The 13,642-nt window shown below is 66.2% G+C and carries 16 protein-coding genes; 2 read left to right on the top strand and 14 right to left on the bottom strand.

All coding sequences use genetic code 11. The features are described 5' to 3' along the window. Positions 1 to 11: 11 nt before the first annotated feature. The 6 genes from OP497_RS13480 to OP497_RS13455 form a co-directional block, all read right to left on the bottom strand. Positions 12 to 1,082, bottom strand: coding sequence for a GGDEF domain-containing protein (locus OP497_RS13480; RefSeq protein WP_280549243.1), 1,071 nt, complete (start codon positions 1,080 to 1,082; stop codon positions 12 to 14). Positions 1,083 to 1,143: 61 nt separating this feature from the next. Continuing rightward, the gene (locus OP497_RS13475; RefSeq protein WP_280549241.1) at positions 1,144 to 1,374 is read right to left on the bottom strand and encodes a DUF3820 family protein; all 231 of its coding nucleotides are present in this window, start codon (positions 1,372 to 1,374) and stop codon (positions 1,144 to 1,146) included. Positions 1,375 to 1,578: 204 nt separating this feature from the next. Continuing rightward, a complete protein-coding gene (locus tag OP497_RS13470) occupies positions 1,579 to 2,331 on the bottom strand; it encodes a DUF1499 domain-containing protein (protein ID WP_280549239.1) in 753 nt (250 codons plus the stop codon). A gap of 108 nt (positions 2,332 to 2,439) precedes the next feature. After that, positions 2,440 to 3,057: a TPM domain-containing protein gene (locus tag OP497_RS13465; RefSeq protein ID WP_280549238.1), complete on the bottom strand. Its 618-nt coding sequence runs from the start codon at positions 3,055 to 3,057 to the stop codon at positions 2,440 to 2,442. Positions 3,058 to 3,119: 62 nt separating this feature from the next. After that, positions 3,120 to 3,908, bottom strand: coding sequence for a TPM domain-containing protein (locus OP497_RS13460; protein ID WP_280549237.1), 789 nt, complete (start codon positions 3,906 to 3,908; stop codon positions 3,120 to 3,122). Beyond that, positions 3,905 to 4,525: a LemA family protein gene (locus OP497_RS13455; RefSeq protein WP_280549236.1), complete on the bottom strand. Its 621-nt coding sequence runs from the start codon at positions 4,523 to 4,525 to the stop codon at positions 3,905 to 3,907. Before OP497_RS13455 ends, OP497_RS13460 begins: the two co-directional genes overlap by 4 nt. Before the next feature lie 213 nt (positions 4,526 to 4,738). Between OP497_RS13455 and nfsA the strand changes: the two genes are divergently transcribed. Then, positions 4,739 to 5,470, top strand: a complete 732-nt coding sequence (gene nfsA, locus OP497_RS13450; RefSeq protein WP_280549234.1) for an oxygen-insensitive NADPH nitroreductase — start codon at positions 4,739 to 4,741, stop codon at positions 5,468 to 5,470. An 8-nt stretch (positions 5,471 to 5,478) separates the two neighbouring features. Here nfsA and OP497_RS13445 read toward each other — a convergent pair whose 3' ends face one another. From OP497_RS13445 to OP497_RS13410, 8 genes are all read right to left on the bottom strand, one after another. Then, entirely contained in the window at positions 5,479 to 5,634 is a 156-nt protein-coding gene (locus tag OP497_RS13445; RefSeq protein WP_280549233.1) for a YgjV family protein, read from the bottom strand. Then, positions 5,631 to 6,818, bottom strand: a complete 1,188-nt coding sequence (locus OP497_RS13440; protein ID WP_280549231.1) for an MFS transporter — start codon at positions 6,816 to 6,818, stop codon at positions 5,631 to 5,633. The genes OP497_RS13445 and OP497_RS13440 overlap by 4 nt, the downstream gene beginning before the upstream one ends. Next, positions 6,815 to 7,381, bottom strand: a complete 567-nt coding sequence (locus OP497_RS13435; protein ID WP_280549229.1) for a TetR/AcrR family transcriptional regulator — start codon at positions 7,379 to 7,381, stop codon at positions 6,815 to 6,817. The genes OP497_RS13440 and OP497_RS13435 overlap by 4 nt, the downstream gene beginning before the upstream one ends. Before the next feature lie 70 nt (positions 7,382 to 7,451). Then, the gene (locus OP497_RS13430; protein ID WP_280549227.1) at positions 7,452 to 7,700 is read right to left on the bottom strand and encodes a hypothetical protein; all 249 of its coding nucleotides are present in this window, start codon (positions 7,698 to 7,700) and stop codon (positions 7,452 to 7,454) included. Further along, on the bottom strand, positions 7,700 to 9,433 hold the full coding sequence (locus OP497_RS13425; protein ID WP_280549225.1) for an Hsp70 family protein: 1,734 nt from the start codon (positions 9,431 to 9,433) through the stop codon (positions 7,700 to 7,702). Before OP497_RS13425 ends, OP497_RS13430 begins: the two co-directional genes overlap by 1 nt. Beyond that, positions 9,430 to 10,119, bottom strand: coding sequence for a nucleotide exchange factor GrpE (grpE, locus tag OP497_RS13420; protein ID WP_280549224.1), 690 nt, complete (start codon positions 10,117 to 10,119; stop codon positions 9,430 to 9,432). The genes OP497_RS13425 and grpE overlap by 4 nt, the downstream gene beginning before the upstream one ends. Then, complete coding sequence (locus tag OP497_RS13415; RefSeq protein WP_280549223.1) at positions 10,119 to 10,412, bottom strand: DnaJ domain-containing protein; 294 nt, start codon at positions 10,410 to 10,412, stop codon at positions 10,119 to 10,121. The genes grpE and OP497_RS13415 overlap by 1 nt, the downstream gene beginning before the upstream one ends. After that, positions 10,409 to 12,946 carry a hypothetical protein gene (locus tag OP497_RS13410; protein ID WP_280549221.1) on the bottom strand — a complete coding sequence of 846 codons (2,538 nt, stop codon included), beginning with the start codon at positions 12,944 to 12,946 and terminating at the stop codon, positions 10,409 to 10,411. The genes OP497_RS13415 and OP497_RS13410 overlap by 4 nt, the downstream gene beginning before the upstream one ends. 315 nt (positions 12,947 to 13,261) lie before the next feature. On the opposite strand from OP497_RS13410, the gene OP497_RS13405 reads away from it, so the two are divergent. After that, complete coding sequence (locus OP497_RS13405; protein ID WP_280549220.1) at positions 13,262 to 13,537, top strand: type II toxin-antitoxin system RelE/ParE family toxin; 276 nt, start codon at positions 13,262 to 13,264, stop codon at positions 13,535 to 13,537. The last annotated feature ends 105 nt before the right edge of the window (positions 13,538 to 13,642 follow it).

Raw genomic sequence — 13,642 nt, 5'->3', positions numbered from 1 at the left:
CTCCTCCCCGCCTACGCCTCCTGCTTGTCGACTGCGGCCAGCACCCTCGCCCCAGCCCCAGCCGACACGCGATTACCGCCCGAGGCCTTGCTGAGGTACATGGCGCTGTCGGCGTGGTCGAGAAGCTCCTCCAACGACTCGCCCTGTTCGGGATAGGAAGCGACACCGATACTGATAGATGGCTGGTTGTGCCTCGTGGGAGTGATGACATGCTGCATCATTTTCTTGCCCCCGGCCGCATCGGTATCGGGAAGCAGCATCACGAACTCGTCACCGCCATAGCGAGCCAGGACGTCACTGCTGCGCTTGCATGCCTGAAGACGTTTCGCCAGGTCCAGGATGGCCCGATCACCGGCGCCGTGTCCCTCGCTATCGTTGATGTTCTTCAGGCCATCCATATCGATGACGACGACACAAAAGGGACGCTGCGCACGCCTGCCCATTTCCTGGATCGGGCTGGCCAGGTCATCGAAGGCGCGTCGGTTGAACAGGCCGGTCAATGTATCCCGGCTGGCCATCTTCAGCAGGGTGCGATTGGAGACATGGATGGTATGCACCAGGGCTGCGGTGAGGTAGCCGACGATCAGCAGGGCGATGATACTGGTGCCGATTGGCGCCAGGCTGTCGGTTGCCAGGATCTCGGTGCCCTGCAGATGGAGCAGCAGCAGCTGGCATGCCGCAATCGCCGCCACCTCGAGCATCGTGTGAATAACACCCAGGGTCAGGGCGCTGGTGATGACCGCGAGCAGGTAGAGACTCGTCAGCGGGCCGGTGACGCCCTCGGTGCCATAGAGGAACCAGGTAATGAAGCCGATCATCGCCCAGGTGTGCAGAGCCAGCAGCCAGCGCTGTCGTTCCCCGAAGAAGCGCAGCCGGCTGGCCAGCAAGCTGAAGCCGAAATAGCCGAAGGTCGCTGCCAGCACACTCAAGCCCCCTTCGTCGGGAAGGCCGATGATCACCAGATAGAGGATGACGAGCGTGACCAGCAGCCATTCGATCTGATACAGGCCGGCAGAGAAGCCCTGGATCTGGACGCCCTCAGGATCCCATTCCAGCGGCGGCAGGGGGTCTTGTTCGGACATGGGATGGTCTCGCTGGTGGAGGAGATGCTGGGTATCACGCTACTTGATGTATGGCGGCGCTTCACCTCGATGATGTATCGGCAGTTCCACGCAGCGGGTCGAGCAGCTCGCTCAGGCCGTTGTGGTCGATCTCGTGCATGAGGTGCAGCAGCCGGCCGATCTGGCCCTCGGGAAAGCCCACGCGGGCGAACCAGTTGAGGTAGGGGCCGGGCAGATCGGCGATCAGGCAGCCCGCGTGCTTGCCGAAAGGCATGCGCAGGGTGACCAGTTTCTCAAGGTCTTCGGGGTTCACTATGCTCGCTCCATGACGGACAGCGGCGACCTTACCATGCCCGATGTAACGCTCGAAGGGCCCATCGGGGTGATCGGCAGGGCAATCGCACGTCGATAATGAGTCTCAAGCATCGAGCGACACCACCCTGTGGAAGCTCAGTTTACTGAGCGATTGGCGCCGCCACCCAGGCTCTGGCCCGGCCGCCTGTCCAGCCGCGGCGCCTTACTCCAGTCGCTGGGCGAGGTCCGCCAGGAAGGCCTGGATGCGCGCCGCGTTGGTGCCTACATCGCTGCGGCCGAGCCGCGAGGCGGAGCGCATGTCGACCCGCACGCCGTTCGGCGTCTCGGTCAGGCGGATCACGACGTCGTCCTTGAAGCCGAACCAGGTGGTGGTATCGGTAGCCTCCAGCCTGGCCTCGCCCACCGCGGCGATCTCCCAGCCGGCGTCGCGCGCCGCGGCCTCGGCGGCAGCCAGCACCTCGGGGAGGGGCGCGTCCAGCATCAGCGGCCGGATCGCCGGATAGGCCTTGCGCTGCTGGCGGGCGGACGCCTCGCCGGGGTAGTCCACGGCATTGGGCGCGGCCTCCCGGGCCTCGACCAAGGCCTCGAAGGCGGGCGGGTCCTGCATGTCGGTGGTGATGTCGTGGATGGGCGGTACCGTCCTGGCCTGCTGCAGCTGCATCCAGGGCACCGCGACCAGCACCAGACCGGCCAGGATCACCAGGGCACCGAGCAGCGCCGGGAGAGCGCGGCGGGTGAAGGCGGCGATGATCAGCCCCACCAGGCCCAGCCCGGCGGCGCCGAGAGCGATGAAGGCACCGTAGCGCAGCATGCTGAAGGCATCCCCCAGCGCGAGCAGCCCGGCGCGATAGGCCGGTCCCGCGCCAGCCATGGAGAGGGCCGCCAGGATAGCCAGGATGCCCCCGGCCAGTGCCACCTTGAAGGCCAGTCCCGCGCCTTGATGTTCCGATGTCATGCGGTCTCGTGTCATGCCGGTTCCTCGCGTCGGTCAGCCCATGTCGGACGGCGGCACCGCTGCCGGGGAGACGTGCTCGTCATGCCCCGGTGCATGGGCAGAAGAGGGTCAATCCAGCACGATCAGATGATTGGGCAGTTCGTTGCGCTCGTGAGTGGCCGGTACCTGCTCCTTGAGATGTTCGCCACAGGCCTCGATGCACTCCAGGAACCCCTGCAGGGTTTCGCCGGCTTTTACCTGCTGGGTGAAGGCCGCCACGATGGATTGCCAGGTCTCGTCGCTGATACGTGCCGAGATGCCCCGGTCGGCCAGGATTTCCACATACCGCTCGGCTTCGGAGACGAAGATCAGCATCCCCGTTCCCCCCTCGGTATGGTGCAGGTCCTGTTCCAGGAACTGCCGCCGGGCGAGGTTGGCCGCCCGCCAATGGCGAACCGATCGCGGGATCAGCCGCGTGGTGAGGGTGGGGATGCGGAACACCAGTCCCAGCACGATGAAGGTCGCCCACTGCACCAGCGTCAGCTCGTAGGCCGTCAACCAGCCGGGAAAGTAATTGACCGTACCGGGCACCACCAGGGCCAGCAGGCCGGCCCAGAGCAGCGGGATATAGGCGTAGTTGTCCGCTCGCGGCGCCAGCACGGTGACCAGCTCGGCATCGGTATCGCGTTCGACTCGATGAATCGCCTCGGCTACCTGGCGTTGCTCGTTTTCATTCAATAAAGCCATGGGGATCGTGATCTCCGAATCCTGATTGTCGTGTCGGTGTCGCCACCGGCCGGAATGCTGAGTTACCAGCCACCGGAAGCGCCGCCGCCACCGAAGCCGCCGCCTCCGCCGCCGAAACCACCCCCGCCGCCGAAGCCGCCGCCACCGCGCGACCTGCCGCCAACAGCACCGCCCAGCAACATGCCGGCCAGCAGGCCGCCGCGACCGCCGCGTACCAGGGTCATGACGATCACGAACATCACGAAGAAGAGAATCGATGCCGGTCCTTCAGGCCCCTGCTCCCGAGCCGGGGCGCTGGAGGTGGTGCTGGTGTCCATGGGCTCGCCGCCCAGCACCTGGATCATCGCCTCCACGCCCTCGGTGATGCCGCGGGCGTAGTCGCCCTCGCGGAAGGCCGGCGTCAGGATCTGGTTGATGATCACCGAGGACTGGGCGTCGGTCAGGCGACCCTCGAGGCCATAGCCGACCTCGATGCGCACCTTGCGCTCGTTCGGCGCGACGATCAGCAGGGCGCCGTTGTCCTCCTCTGCCTGGCCGATGCCCCAGTGGCGCCCCAGCTGATAGCCATACTCCTCGATGGTGACGCCCTGCAGGTCCGGCAGGGTCGCCACCACCAGTTGCTCGGTGGTGGCGTCTTCGTGGGCCGCCAGCCGCTCGCTCAGGCGTGATTCGGTGGCCTGGTCCAGCAGTTCGGCCTGGTCCACCACACGGCCGGTCAGTTCGGGAAAGCCGAGTTCCTGTCCTTCAAGTTCCTGTCCTTCAAGTTCCTGGGCCTGGACGTCTTGTGCCTGAAGGCCAAGGGCCCCCGTCAACAGCAACGCCAACAGCGGAATACGCAGAAGATTACTCATTCAAACTCCACCTGGGGGGCCTGGTCCGCGTTCTCGGTCGTGGCTTCGAAGGTCTCGCGAAGCGGCATGTCGCTATAGAGGAAGCTGTGCCACAGGCGGCCGGGGAAGGTGCGGATCTCGGTGTTGTAGCGCTCGACCGCGGTGATGAAATCGCGCCGCGCCACGGCGATGCGGTTTTCAGTACCCTCCAGCTGCGACTGCAGGGCCAGGAAGTTCTGGTTCGACTTCAGGTCGGGATAGCGCTCGGACACCGCCATCAGTCGGCTCAGCGCGCCCGTCAGTTGCTGCTGGGCCTGCTCGAACTGACGCATCTTTTCCGGGTCGTCCAGCGACTCGGCGTCGATCTGGATGGACGTGGCCTTGGCCCGCGCTTCCACCACGGCGGTCAGGGTCTCCTGCTCCTGCCGGGCAAACCCCTTGACCGTCTCGACCAGGTTGGGGACCAGGTCCGCGCGCCGCTGGTACTGGTTCTCCACCTGCGCCCAGGACGACTTCACCTGTTCGTCATAGGTGGGGATGTTGTTGACGCCGCAACCGGTCAACAGCATCGCCATGATCAGCACAAGGGCCAACCGCCAGACGCGAGGGTCGGGGAGCGTGGTGTGTTTCGTCAGCATGGGGTGAGTCATCCCTGTCATCGCGATTCGATGACGTCCAAGGTACAGCATCAGCTTGATGCGAAGGAAGCGATGCCAGGCCGACACGCCACCCGGCAGCAAACAGGGCGGCCCCGGGCGATGCAAAGCCTCGCCGAGTGATGGACAATGTGGCTTTACTGATGTTCGCCGAGCGCCTTGACGACGTTGATCGACACCCTGCAACGAGGTCCCATGAATCCCACCATCGAGCTGCTCAAGTCCCACCGCTCCGTCCGCAAGTTCACCGACCAGCCGGTTTCTCGCGAGCTGCTGGAGATGCTGATCGAGGCCGGCCAGGCCGCGGCCACTTCCAGCCACGTCCAGGCCTACAGCGTCATCCATGTGAAGGCCCCCGAGAACCGCGAGGCGATCGCCGAGCTGGCCGGCGGCCAGTCGTACGTGGCCACCGGCGGCGCCTTCCTGGTGTTCTGCGCCGACATGAAGCGCCCCACCGAGGCCGCCGAGCGCACCGGCGCCCGGGTGGTGCGCGGCATGACCGAGCAGCTGCTGGTGGCCAGCGTGGACACCGCCCTGATGGCCCAGAACGTGGCCATCGCTGCGGAATCGGAAGGGCTGGGCATCTGCTACATCGGCGGGATACGCAACAACCCCCAGGCGATCAGCGACCTGCTGGGGCTGCCGGACCACGTCTTCCCGGTGTTCGGCATGTGCCTGGGCTATCCGGCCCACGATCCGGACGTGAAGCCGCGCCTGCCGGTGGCGGCGATCCTCAAGGAGGACCGCTACCGCGACGACCGCGAGCTGGTGGCGGCCTATGACCAGACCATGCACGCCTATTACCAGTCGCGGAAAGGCGGGCCCAAGGACACCAACTGGTCGCAGAACCTCACCCCGCTGTTCGACACCAAGCTGCGCCCCCACATGCGTGACTTCCTGGTCAAGCGCGGCTTCGAGATGAAGTGAGCCACGCCTCAGCCGTGGATGTAGCGCAGGCGGGCGCCGCGCATGACGATCCCGCGCGGCATGAACATGCCCCAAGTGCCCAGCAGGCCCGCTGCCAGGGCGGGGATGTCCCGCGGGTCGCTCCAGGTCAGCGCCGCCACCGCCAGGGTGGCGGCTGAGTTCAAGGGGCACTCCAATCGGCAGCAGCCCCTCGCTCTTTGAGTAGCCACAACCCCAGCCCGGCGACAGCGAGCCCCAGGATGGCGAAGAGCATGAAGGCGGTGACATGGCCTTCGGCCCCGACCAGCCAGCCGGCCAGCGGAGAGCCGGCGATCTGGCCAACCGAGGTGGCGAGCAACGGCATCACCGGGGCGAAGGAGGGCGCCTCGGTCATGATCTGGGTGCTCCTGACCAGGTAGAAGCCGCTGAGGGTCATGTACCCGGTGCCGAACAGGGCCGCGGATACCAGGGCGAGGGCGAAATTGCCGGGATCGAAGGCCAGCAGCGCGAGGCTGGCAGACATCACCATGAGGCCAGCAGCATGGCTCGCGGCCGGCCCGAAGCGGGCGATGAGATCACCGGCGCCAGCGCCCAACAGCCCGCCGAGGCCGACGGCCAGCCACATCCAGGCGGTCTGGCTCGGCGCGAGCCCCCCGGCGTTGATCACCGCATCCGGGGCAAACACCCAGTAGGCCGCGCTCACGCCTCCTATGCCGACGGCCAGGCCGCTCAGCCGGGCGATCCCGAGCCATTGCTCACGGCTCGCCGGCAGGGCGACGGGTCGGGACTGCGACGGTGAGGGACGTTGACCATCCCGAGGCAGATAGCAGAGGGCCGCCAGGGTGCCCAGGGCCGCCAGGGCGGCGAACCCGATATAGGCACTGCGCCAGGCCTCCGCCCAGATCAGCACCGCCGGCATGGCGAGCGCGATGCCCAGGCTGGTGCCCGCATTGATGGTGGCGTTGACCCGCCCGCGCAGGACCCAGGAGGGCACGACCCGGTGAACCGCCTCCGCCATGACCGGCGATGACAGCCCGGTGCTGATCCCGCAGATCAGCACCCCGGCGGCCAGCAGCAGCGATGACGGCGCCAGGGCAATCATCATCAGCCCGATCCCGGCCAGGCCGACGGCCGCGACCCCCGTGCGGCGAACCCCGAGGCGGCGTATCACCCAGGTAGCGGCGAGGATCGCGAAGACGAAGCTCAGGAACGGCAGGGCGCCGATCACACCCGCCATGGTCGGGGAGATCGTCAGCTCGTCGCGCATCGTGGGCAGGAAGAGCCCGAACACGAAGCGGGCCAGGCCGTAAGTGATGGCAATGATCCCGCTGCCAAGGGCGGCCATGCCGAGGGGGGGCAGTGGTCTCATCGGGTCTCGCTCCGGGCGGTGGCGAGGAGGGTGTCGACCACCGCCCGCGTGTCGGCCAGCGCCGTCTGTGCACCCAGCAGGGCCACCGCCGTATTGCTGCCTTCCAGCACCACGAAGAGGCGTCGCGCCAGGCCGGCGTGGTGGTCCAGCCCATCGCGTGCCACGGCGGCTTCCAGGCGCGCCAGCAGGTCGGTCTTGGCGGCCGCCGCCAGGGCGTGGATCTCGGCGTTGTGCTCGGCGAACTCGCCCATCGCCTTGGCCATGATGCAGCCATGCTGGCTGTAGCGTTCCAGCCAGTTGCCATGCGCATCGACCAGGGCTCGGGTCACCTGGCCCGGCGAGGCCGAGGCCGTCGCCGCATCGAGGCTGGCGATGAAGCGCTCATGGCGAGCCGCCAGGACGGCTGCCACCAGGGCCTCCTTGGAGGCGAAGTGGTTGTAGAGCGTCATGCGCACCACCCCGGCGGCCGCCACGATGCGGTCGATCCCGGTGGCGTGGAACCCCTGTTCATAGAAGAGTCGCTCGGCCGTGGCGAGCAGCTGGTCGCGTTTGGAGGCGGGCATCGATGGTTGTTCCTGTATAGACTGATCTATCTAAATACGGAATCATATGAATACAGGGAACCCAGTGGTGTCAAGCGAGCGATCGAGCGAAGTCCAGCAAGAGCGCCGAAAAGGGCTCGCGGCATAGGGTACGGGACTGCTCGAGGGCGGCGATGGCACCGGGAACATCGCCGGCTTCCAGGTGGCCGAGCGCTGCCACTACTTGCCGCTGGGCGGCCTGCTCGGCCTCGAGCAGTTGCGTAAGCTCCATGCCGCAGCGGCGGCAGTGGCTGTCGCCGTCGCCGCTGCGGCGAGCACGGCAGTTGGGGCAGCGTTGCATCACGGCTCCAGATAGAAGACCAGGTCGGAGAGCTCATCCGTGGCCCGCGCCAGGGCGGCGATATCACCGCTGGCCAAGGCATCCTGGACACTCTCGATGTTGTCTACCAGGTCTTCCCGGTCCTCGGGGTTGGCGCCTTCCATCAGTCGCTCGGCCTTCTCGATCAGGGCCTGCGCCTGGACCGCCTCGCGCTGTGCCGACTGGACCGGTTGGGCCTCGCCCTCGATGAGGGAGGACAGGCGCTGACGCGCGTCACTGAGCTCCTCCTGCTCGAAACGGGCGGTGGCGTTGTCGATGGTGATGTGTTTCTCCAGGCCGGTGCGTTTCTCCCGGGACGTGACGTGCAGGATGCCGTTCAGGTCCAGCGAGAAGGTCGTGATGATCACGTTGCCGGCAGGGACGTCGCTGAGACCTTCGATGCGGAAGGAGCCGATCTCGGTGTTGTTGAGGGCATCGGGATCCTCGCCCTGATAGACGAAGACGTCGATGGTCGTCTGGCCGTCCTCGAAGGTGTAGAAGGCTTCGCTCTTGGTGACCGGGATGGGGGTGTTCTTATGAATCAGCGGGATGAAGGTGTAGGGATAGAGCTCGCCCAGACGGTCCGATAAGGCGCTGGTGCCGAAGGTGTAGGGCGTCACGTCGACCAGCACGTTCGCCGTCACCGGCTGCCCGCCGATGACCGCCGCCTGGATCGCGGCCCCGGTGGCGACACATAGCTCCGGGTCCACCTCGCTGCGCGGTGCGATTCCCAGCTCCTCCTCGAGCCATTGCTGGATCAAGGGTGTGCGGGTCGCCCCTCCTACCAGCAGTACTTCATCCACATCGGCCACCGTGAGTTCGGCGCCATCCAGGGCGATGTGCATCGCCTCGAGGGTTTCGTCGATGAAGGGCGTGATCATCGTCTCGTAGTCCCGGCGATCAAGCTCCAGGGACAGGTGGATGGGGTGTCCGTCGTGCTCTAGCAGATACTCTTCCTCGATGCGGGCGTAGGGCGCATCGCTGAGCGCGATCTTGGCCGTCTCGGCGGCACGTCCGAGGCGTGCCATGGCGGCGCGGTCGCCGCTGGGGTCGACCCCTTGCTCGGTCTTCAGCCGCTCCACCAGGAATTCCACGATCCGGCTGTCGAAATCGTCGCCGCCGAGACGGTTGTTGCCGTGACTGGCCAGGACCTCGGTAACCTCCTGGCTCAGGCGCACCACCGAGACATCGAAGGTCCCGCCCCCCAGGTCATAGACCAGCAAGGTCTTGGCCTCGGCGTGGCCGCTCTCATAGGCCAGGGCCGCAGCGGTAGGCTCGTTGATGATGCGCACCACTTCCAGGCCGGCCAGTTCGCCGGCATCGCGGGTGGCCTGGCGCTGGGCGTCGGAGAAGTAGGCCGGCACGGTGATCACAGCTTTGCCCACGGCCTCGCCCAGGTGCTCCTCGGCGGCGCGCTTGAGGCGGCGCAGGATGAGAGCGGATATCTCCTGCGGCGTGTAGACCTGTTCCCCCATCGTGACCTTCTGGTCATCGCCCATGCGTCGCTTGATGGAGCGTACGGTGCGTTCGGGGTAGAGGGCGTACTGGTTGCGGGCGACCTGACCCACCAGCAGGGCGCCGTCGTTGGCCAGGCCCACTACCGACGGCAGCAGCCTGGCGCCATCTACGTCGATGATCTGCACCTTGCCGTCCTGGACGATGGCCACTTCGGAGTTGGTGGTGCCCAGGTCGATGCCGATAATGTTGTCGCTCAAGATTTTGTTTCCTCAGTGCGCTTGTTGACGATGACCTCTGCCGGGCGCAACAGGCGGTCGTGTTGCAGGTAACCGCTGCGCAGCTCGTCCACCACTTCGCCGTCTTCCCGGTCGGCCTTATGCACCACCTCGGTGGCGTGCATGGTATGGGGATCGAAGGCATGGCCCACGCTTGGCAGCGGTGAAACCCCACGCCGGATGAGGATGTCATCCAGACGCGCCAGGTTCATGGCTGAGCCGTCGGCCATCCCCGCGACGAACGTGCCCGCGCCGCCACGACGCGCCAGGAAACCCGGCCGATAGCGGCGAGCCTGCTCATGGCCGGCCCGCAGACGATCGCGCAGTTCCAGCAGCTCGAGCAACAGGCCGCGCTCGGCGTCGCGTTGCTGGTCTCGGGCCGATTGTTGCTGGCGCTCCAGTTCCTCGCCGAGGCGGGTGTTGCTCTGGCGCAAGGTGTCGAACAACTCCCGGAACTGATCGAGGGCGGCCTTGATCTGACGAGATTCGAGCTTCACCTCGTTCTTGAGCGCCGCCTGCTCGGCCAGCAGGGTAAACAGGTCCGGGGATTCGGCCTCCGCGGCTTCTCTTGTCTCTGCAAGCTGGGCGTGCTCTTCAGATTGGGCGTCGCCGGCCTCCAGATAGGCACGAAAACGCTCGACGAGCTGCTCCTTGGCGGCGGCGTCCATCACGATTCCCCGCGTAGCAGGGCCGCGAACAGCGCCGGGTCCGGGCGGCGCGGCTTACCCGTCGGGGCGGCCTTGTCCAGGATATCGCTCACCGTCGGCGGCGAGGTGTCGAACAGCTCGTAGCCGAGGCGGTCGCGGCGGGTGCGTAGCGCCTCATAGGCGCTGCGCAGGGCCTCGAAGCGTTGTGGGTCGCGCTCTGGGGGATGACGTTTGACGCCTGCACGATAGGCGGCCTCGATGTCGGCATCGGTGGCCTTGGCTGTCACCCCCAGGGTCAGGTAAGGGTCACTCATGTGAACAGGTCCGGCTGGTTAAAAGGATCATCATCGTCCGATGGCGCATCGTCTTCCACGGCATGCCCCTTGCTTTCCGTCCGCCGTTTGGGTCGCGGTGCCGGGAAAGGAGGAAGATCATCGGGATCGGCGCTCATCATGGCGCCGAGCATCTCGATCAGCGCCGGGCGACCCAGCTCCCGTTCGAGCTCCTTGAACTGGCGCTTCATGTCGCGACTCAGCCCCAGCATGTCGAGGAGCCTATCCAGTCCCATCAGGTTGATGAGCATAGGCAAGGCCTCGGGCCCCAGCTCCTCTCCCATCTCCGGCGGGAGGGGGGAATCCTCGAAGGAAGTAAGGCGCAGACTGTCGAGCACATTCAGCAGGCGCTCGGTGCTGCGCGTGTCGCCTTTTTCTCGGGCGTGCTCCAGGGCCCGCTCCAGTCGTCTGATGTCGGTTGAGCTCGCCTTCCACGGGGCACCCTTGTACTTGGCCTCGAAGGCATGAAAGGCAAATACGGGCGCGTCTTTCCAGCGCTTGAGGGCCGCCTGGGCGAAGGCTTGCCGAAGCGCGTCCCAGCGGCAGCGGCGCAGGGTCTCGCAGGCGGCTTCCATCTCCTGGAAGGAGAGCTCGAATTGGGCCGAGGCCTTCAGGACCTTCTCGAAATAGCGGGTCACCTCGGGCGGCAGCTTGCCACCGCTGTCCAGGTGCTCGCGCAGTTGGGCAAGGCAGGCCTTCAGGTCTTCAGCGCCTCGCGGTTGCGGCTTGGACAGGCCCAAGTCCGTGAACAGGGCCTTGGGCGGTTTGCCCACCGCCGCCGCTTCCAGCGCGATACTCAGTCCAGCGGCGAGGCCGTCGCCGAGACGCTGGTTCACCGCCCGCAAGGCTGAAGCGCCGGCCGGGGCATCGGTGGCCAAGGTTATCAGGGCGTCGACGATCTCCAGCTGGATGCCGAAGCGTTTGGACCGATCCCAGGCACTGGCCTGTTCGAGCTCCCGGCGGGCCAGGTCCGGGCGGGCATTGCGAAGCTGTTTGCGCGCATGGGCGAGGTGGGCCTTCATCAGGCGTTCCCGGGCCGTCTTGTTGATCGGGTCGATGGCCAGGATGCGTCGGGCGAAGCCTGCTGCCTTCTTGAAGGAGCCGCCCGCTACGGCCGTGTCCAGGGCCGCCGTCAGTACCTGGAGGTTCTCGGGCCAGCGAGCCAGTGCCGGCTCGAGGAGACGGCGCGTCTCCTTGAGCTCCCTGCCGCGCAGGTAGTAGGCGGTCAGGCGAAGATAGGCCTGTGGGGCATCCGGGTCGTAATCGAGACTCCTTTCGACGAGGTGGGCGACTGCCCGGTCCAGGGCATGGGGCTCCGCAGACGGCGTGGCGTGTGCCAGGATGTCCCCCGCCTGATCGACGCGCCGCAGCACCAGGGCGATGCGTAGCGCCTGGTCACTGCCGGGAGCTGGGGCATGGGGTTCTTCCAGGTGCTGGGCCAGGAGCTCCCAGCACTCTAGGGTGTACCACGGGTTGTCGCTGTATCGCTCGGCCTGCCAGGCGCCTACTTGTACTTTTTCCGCTTGCGAGAGGGAGCGTCCACCGGCCTCACGGGGCCAAGCGAGGCTCTGCGGGGCGTCATCGATCAACAGGCGCCGTCCCTGTTCATGCACCCAGTCGTCGCCCAGCTTGTCACGGTGACGGTACAGGAAGTGCAACAGCGCCTTGGGCGGCGGTTCGTCGCCCAGCTTGCGGGCCTCTTCGAACAGTGCCTGGCGCTCGGGGCTCCAGCCTCGCAGGGTCAGCGCGAAGCGACGGGTGGCCTTGCCGACATCGGCGAGGCGAGAGGCCAGTTCCTGTTCCGGTACCAGGGCGAGTTTGGTCGCTTGGCGTAGCGGCGCGAAGGCCGACTCGGCCGGCACCCTGGCCAACAGGGCCGCGGCCTGGGTCGGCTGCTCGGGCAGGCGCTGCATGGCCTTGAGGAGGTGCACGCCATCGCGGTAGGGCGAGCGGAACGGAATGGCGGCCAACGCTTGCTCCAGGGCTATGTCATCGCCGCTGCAATAGGCCGCTAGTGCCGCTTGCGCTGCCTCGCCGTGGACCACCACGGGATCCTCCGGCGCCAGGCCCTCCATGACCTCGGCTTCCCCGCTCAGGTAGTAGGCCGCCAACTGAGTCCGCAGTGCTGCCAGTTCGTCAGCAGGCAGTGTGTCAGCGGCCTGGTTGAATATCTTGACCGTCTCGTGGACGCGCCCCAGGCGCAGCAGCAAGGCGGTGTGTGCCAGGCGCAGCGGCGCGGCAGCCCCCAGCCGGTGGCGGTTCTCCCACATCACCAGCGCTTCCTTGAGCATGCCCTTCTCGGTGAGTGAGTGGGCACGGCTTTCGTAGGCCTGTGCCAGGCCCTCGCGCCACTCCTCCCGCTGCTCTCGTTTCAACAGCTCCTTGAAATGGGCGATGGCCTCGCGGAAACGGCCTCGCTGCAATGTTTCTTGGGCGGAGCTTTCCAGGGCGTCGGACGAGAGAGAGGCGGGGCCCGGCTTGTTGCGCGCCGAACGCTTGTTTCGTTTCTTGGACATGCTCTGGCCATGGAGACAGGTTGATGATGCGCCACCAGGGCTTTGGGCGCGTTGACCCCGGCACGCTATGCGACAGCCGCGCCAGTGGCGGGCCGATGGTGATAGGTAGCTTTAGGTGCGACTATAACGTGTCCGACGCTGGTGGTGAAACTGGGCACCTATCCATGGGTGGAGCACCGCGCGCCCCCGCCAACTGTTGCTCATGAGTCATGCTCCTCGTTGTCGACGGTGTGGATGACGTCGAAGCCCTCGAACGTCGGCGGCCAATTGCCGAGGTGCTCGCCTGAGGGCCGCTGCCATCTTGACGCGCGTCACGTGACGCATTACATTGCTGGGATGATCAAGTCCTTCGCCGACAAGCGCACCCATGAGCTGTATGCCAAGGGACAGTCAAGACGGTTTCCAGCCGATGTAGCAGCCAGGGCCGCTCGAAAACTCGAGTATATCCACCTGGCCATGCGGCTGCGCGATCTGGAAGTGCCACCCGGTAACCGGCTGCATGCGTTGTTCGGCGATAGAGCGGGGCAATATGCGATATCGATCAATGCCCAGTGGCGTATCTGTTTTCGCTTTGAAGACGGTGATGTATAGAGCGACAATCAAGATGAGAGTCACGCGACAATCAAGATGAGAAAGCCGAGACCTTCGGTTGTCGACGTCGGGAGGGCGTAGCCCGAGCGACGTCGACGAGGGAAG

Source organism: Halomonas sp. 11-S5 (genome assembly GCF_029889825.1).
Lineage (GTDB): Bacteria > Pseudomonadota > Gammaproteobacteria > Pseudomonadales > Halomonadaceae > Halomonas.
Note: the sequence above shows the minus strand (reverse complement) of the source record. Positions and strands in the feature narration are given on the sequence as shown.

Bases quoted from the DNA above. Each gene is read 5' to 3' on its own strand.
- OP497_RS13410 (WP_280549221.1), bottom strand. From the start codon at position 12,946: ATGTCCAAGAAACGAAACAAGCGTTCGGCGCGCAACAAGCCGGGCCCC.
- OP497_RS13435 (WP_280549229.1), bottom strand. From the start codon at position 7,381: ATGCCCGCCTCCAAACGCGACCAGCTGCTCGCCACGGCCGAGCGACTC.
- OP497_RS13455 (WP_280549236.1), bottom strand. From the start codon at position 4,525: ATGCTGACGAAACACACCACGCTCCCCGACCCTCGCGTCTGGCGGTTG.
- grpE (WP_280549224.1), bottom strand. From the start codon at position 10,119: ATGGACGCCGCCGCCAAGGAGCAGCTCGTCGAGCGTTTTCGTGCCTAT.
- nfsA (WP_280549234.1), top strand. From the start codon at position 4,739: ATGAATCCCACCATCGAGCTGCTCAAGTCCCACCGCTCCGTCCGCAAG.
- OP497_RS13470 (WP_280549239.1), bottom strand. From the start codon at position 2,331: ATGACATCGGAACATCAAGGCGCGGGACTGGCCTTCAAGGTGGCACTG.
- OP497_RS13415 (WP_280549223.1), bottom strand. From the start codon at position 10,412: ATGAGTGACCCTTACCTGACCCTGGGGGTGACAGCCAAGGCCACCGAT.
- OP497_RS13430 (WP_280549227.1), bottom strand. From the start codon at position 7,700: ATGCAACGCTGCCCCAACTGCCGTGCTCGCCGCAGCGGCGACGGCGAC.
- OP497_RS13460 (WP_280549237.1), bottom strand. From the start codon at position 3,908: ATGAGTAATCTTCTGCGTATTCCGCTGTTGGCGTTGCTGTTGACGGGG.
- OP497_RS13465 (WP_280549238.1), bottom strand. From the start codon at position 3,057: ATGGCTTTATTGAATGAAAACGAGCAACGCCAGGTAGCCGAGGCGATT.
- OP497_RS13480 (WP_280549243.1), bottom strand. From the start codon at position 1,082: ATGTCCGAACAAGACCCCCTGCCGCCGCTGGAATGGGATCCTGAGGGC.
- OP497_RS13440 (WP_280549231.1), bottom strand. From the start codon at position 6,818: ATGAGACCACTGCCCCCCCTCGGCATGGCCGCCCTTGGCAGCGGGATC.